At 42.5% G+C, this 3747-nt stretch carries 3 protein-coding genes; all 3 read left to right on the forward strand.

The genetic code is table 11. From position 1 onward, the window contains the following. Nucleotides 1-172 precede the first annotated feature (172 nt). The 3 genes from ACUVXA_RS18010 to ACUVXA_RS18020 all read left to right on the forward strand — a co-directional run bounded on the left by ACUVXA_RS18010 (nucleotide 173) and on the right by ACUVXA_RS18020 (nucleotide 3669). Nucleotides 173-496 carry a hypothetical protein gene (locus ACUVXA_RS18010; RefSeq protein ID WP_445872669.1) on the forward strand — a complete coding sequence of 108 codons (324 nt, stop codon included), beginning with the start codon at nucleotides 173-175 and terminating at the stop codon, nucleotides 494-496. A gap of 383 nt (nucleotides 497-879) precedes the next feature. Then, a complete protein-coding gene (locus ACUVXA_RS18015; RefSeq protein ID WP_445872670.1) occupies nucleotides 880-2358 on the forward strand; it encodes an FAD-binding oxidoreductase in 1479 nt (492 codons plus the stop codon). A 15-nt stretch (nucleotides 2359-2373) separates the two neighbouring features. Continuing rightward, nucleotides 2374-3669, forward strand: coding sequence for a (Fe-S)-binding protein (locus ACUVXA_RS18020; RefSeq protein ID WP_445872671.1), 1296 nt, complete (start codon nucleotides 2374-2376; stop codon nucleotides 3667-3669). Nucleotides 3670-3747 lie beyond the last annotated feature (78 nt).

Here is a 3747-nt window from a genome sequence, read left to right on the forward strand (position 1 = left end):
AAGTCCAAGAATGGTATTATTTATCATTAAATCTTTCTACTGTTGTGAACCCCTCTAAGAAACTATCATTAAAAAGTTTAATCCAAAAAACATCATGAGAGCCGATAGCTATAAGTAGTACTCTAAAGAGATGGTATCAAAAAGACACAAAATAAGTACACTGGTGAAAAACATGAACATTAAAGAAGTGCCAAATAAGGCTTATATACCACTTGGGAGAAGGGGTATGGAAGCATTCAACCTCAGAGAATGTCTAAAATGCGGAAACGAAAACGAAGACCAATTAGAACTCTTGGATAAACAAGACGTAACAGAAAAAGAGGATAAAAATCTTCTTAACATCAAAACCTACAAAGTCAAATGCAATAAGTGCGGTGCAACCTACAAAATAATCATAAAAAGCCTCTACGCAGACGAACAGACAGAAGAAAACAGACTGGTTTCCGCAGTACACTACTCGGAAAACGGAGAAGAACAATGGCTAGGAGTATTCTAAAATTACAGCATTTAAAACTGGCTAGATAATTTTTGATTAGGAAATAGCGAACACCATTTTAAAAACTGTTTTTCCGCTCCAAATTTGACTCTGTTTTTGGTTGTCAATAATGTGATAAAATTTATATTGGTAAAGAGTATTTGTCGTTTGGAGCATGATGTAATAAATTACATAAAAATGTCTTTTACTACACTTATATTCGAGTAAAACAACCAAAACTCAACAAAAAAAGAGAGAAACCAATCACAACAAGATACCAACCAGAGGGAAAACAAAAAACATAGAGCATTCAAGAAGGTAACATTGGCAAAATCTTAATAAACAAAACAGTAAAAACGTCTAGCCGTTCAAAATAAAACACAAACAAGCGTGGAGGAAAAAAATTGAGTTATAACCCAGTAACAAAGGAAATTGTTGAATCGTTAAACAGCATCGTAGGAAAAGAATACGTCAACGACAAAGTCCCCATGAGATACGCCTACGTCTCAAAAGGAATTATGGGCCTCGAATCTATACCAGCAGAAGTAATAGTACGACCAAGATACGTCGAAGAAGTACGAAAATTACTAATACTAGCCAACGAAAATAAGATTCCAGTGACTCCGGTAGCCGGTGGACTAAGCGGAGGATTCGCCTCACCACTAATCTCACCCAGTGGTATTTTACTCGATCTCTCAAGAATGGATCGGATAGTAGAAGTAGACCTAGACGCCAGATACATGGTACTAGAGCCAGGAGTAAGAAGCGGAACAATCTGGGCATACTTCAGAAAACACTACCCCGACTGGGCACCACCAGTACCCGACGGTGCACCCCCTGCAGCAACTGTTTTAGGTGACGCTCTGGAAAGAGGATTTAGCATGGTAACAGGGAGATACGGACCTCAAGCGGATATGGTAATGGGAGCGGAAGTAGTGGTACCCACCGGTGATGTACTATATACTGGAAGCTGGGCCTTACCCGGAGCAAAACCATTCTACAAATGGGGCCTAGGACCAGACCTCGGTGGACTGTTCCTCGGAGCACAAGGGACTATGGGAGTGGTTACGAAAGCTGCAGTGAAAATCGTACCACATCCACACTATAAAACAGTTGTAGCTTATGGAATGGATAATCCATACGATATGCAAGATGCAACTCTTGAGGTCTCTAAGTATGAGATGGGAATATCCGATCACTGTGTTATGGTTCAAGGAGGTAATTGGCCTCTGGTTATGACGCGGTGGCCGGAGGATAGGGTTCCTACGGATTACGAGTTTTATAAGAAGATTGGTATTTCTGAATGGTGGATGAATTTTGAGGTTTGGGCGCATAGCCAGGAAGAATTGGATTTTGTGTGTAAGCGTATTGATGAGATTATGAAGGACTACGAGGCTAAGACTGGTCGCAGTTTGCCGCAGTGGAAGCTTCATCCGAAGCAGATTGCGAGTCGTTTGAAGAAGCCGAATAAGATTGCTATTCCGTACTCTCTGTGGAACGCGGGCTTCCTGTTTATAACATGGTACACGCCTTGGAAAGATTGCGCTGAGTTCTCCGAAATCTATAATGAGAAAATGGTAGAATATGGTTTTCCACCGGTGATGTGGATAGCTAGTATTGATCATTGTCGGCAGGCTATTTGTATGCCTATTGTTTGCTTTGATGCATCTAAGCCGGGTGATGCTGATAAGGTTCAGGAGCTTAACCGTGAGACTACGGAGATTTTCTTGGATAAGGGTTGGGTTGAGTACAGGCCGGATCCGTATGTGCATGCTCCTATGATGTATAGTAGAGCGAAGACTTATCATGAGTATTTGAAGAAGATTCGTGCGATTTGGGATCCGAATTACATCATGCATCCTGGTAGACTTGCGATTCCTTGAGGAGGTTAATTCAAAATGGAACAAAAAGTGGATAGTGGAATGGAAAGATTAAAAAAGATGAGAAAGGAAATTTATCGATGCATTCATTGTGGAGCTTGTAGGTTTGCGTTCTCTGGTGAGCCTGATAAGGAAGGTATTGGCGAGCATGAGGGCAAACTCTATGAGGGTATTGTGGTGGGTTGCCCGGCGGGTAATCTTCACGAATGGGAAGGATTTTATAATTCTGGAAAGATGTGGATGGCTAGAGCTGTTATGGAAGGTGAACTTGAACCCGATGAGGATATGAGAGACATCCTGTTTGCGTGCACCACTTGTGGAAACTGTGCAGTTCAGTGTGAAAACAAGATTCCCACCGTTGATGTGATTGAAGCACTCAGAGCCGCATTGGTAGAGAAGGGTGTACCTCTTGGTCCGAAAACAGCACGATTAAGCGCCACGGTAAAGGAAATGAACAATCCTTACGTAGAGCCTCACGCAGAGAGGACTAGCTGGTTTAAAGGAGAGAAAAACCTTGACGTTAAAACCGCTTACTTTGTGGGCTGCACCGCATCGTACAGAATCAAGAACGTCGCTGAGGCTACAGAACGTCTGTTTAGAAAACTGGGAGAACCATTGGCCATACTAGAGGATGAAGTGTGTTGTGGCTCACCGTTATTCAGAACCGGGCAGATGGAGCAGGCAACACGAGTTATGTATCAGAATATTGAAACATTCAGTAAATTTGACACCGTGGTATTTAGCTGTGCAGGATGCTACAGAACGATTAAAGTCGACTATCCAAAACTTACGGGGCAGGAACTTCCGTTCAAACCTGTTCACACTCTGGAATTTGTGGCGAATCTAATGAAGCAAGGGAAGCTCAAAATCAAAAAGGAGTTTAAGAAGATAGTTACATGGCATGACCCATGCCACCTTACTAGACATGTTGCAGACGACTTGGAGAAAAGACGCTTAGAGGAGAGCAACAACTGGTTCATGGACAGCAGAAAAATTGAGAAAGAAAAAGAAGAGTGGTATGAACTACCAAGGTATGTGCTGAGCCAGATCCCGGGTGTCGAGTTCAGAGAGATGTACAGAATCAAGGAAAACACCTGGTGTTGTGGTGCGGGTGGTGGTGTTAAAACGCAGTACCCAGATCTAGCAATGAATTCAGTGTTTGAAAGAATTAAGGAAGCTGAGGCTACCGGTGCCGAAGCAATAGTGACGTCCTGCCCGTTCTGTTGGCTCAATCTTAGGGATGGTATTAGAGAATCTGGCAGCAAGTTGGAACTCTATGAGCTGATTGAGCTTCTGGATTCCTTGATTGACTAAGCATTTTTCTTTCTCTTTCCCTTTTAATATTTGCTATGAAAAAGCTTTTCGCTTCAGTCCGAGAGGGGGCTGACCAGA

This window comes from Candidatus Jordarchaeum sp., assembly GCF_052745115.1.

What these genes read in the sequence shown, in the direction of transcription:
- ACUVXA_RS18010 (WP_445872669.1), top strand. Translation starts at nt 173, where the DNA reads ATGAACATTAAAGAAGTGCCAAATAAGGCTTATATACCACTTGGGAGA.
- ACUVXA_RS18020 (WP_445872671.1), top strand. Translation starts at nt 2,374, where the DNA reads ATGGAACAAAAAGTGGATAGTGGAATGGAAAGATTAAAAAAGATGAGA.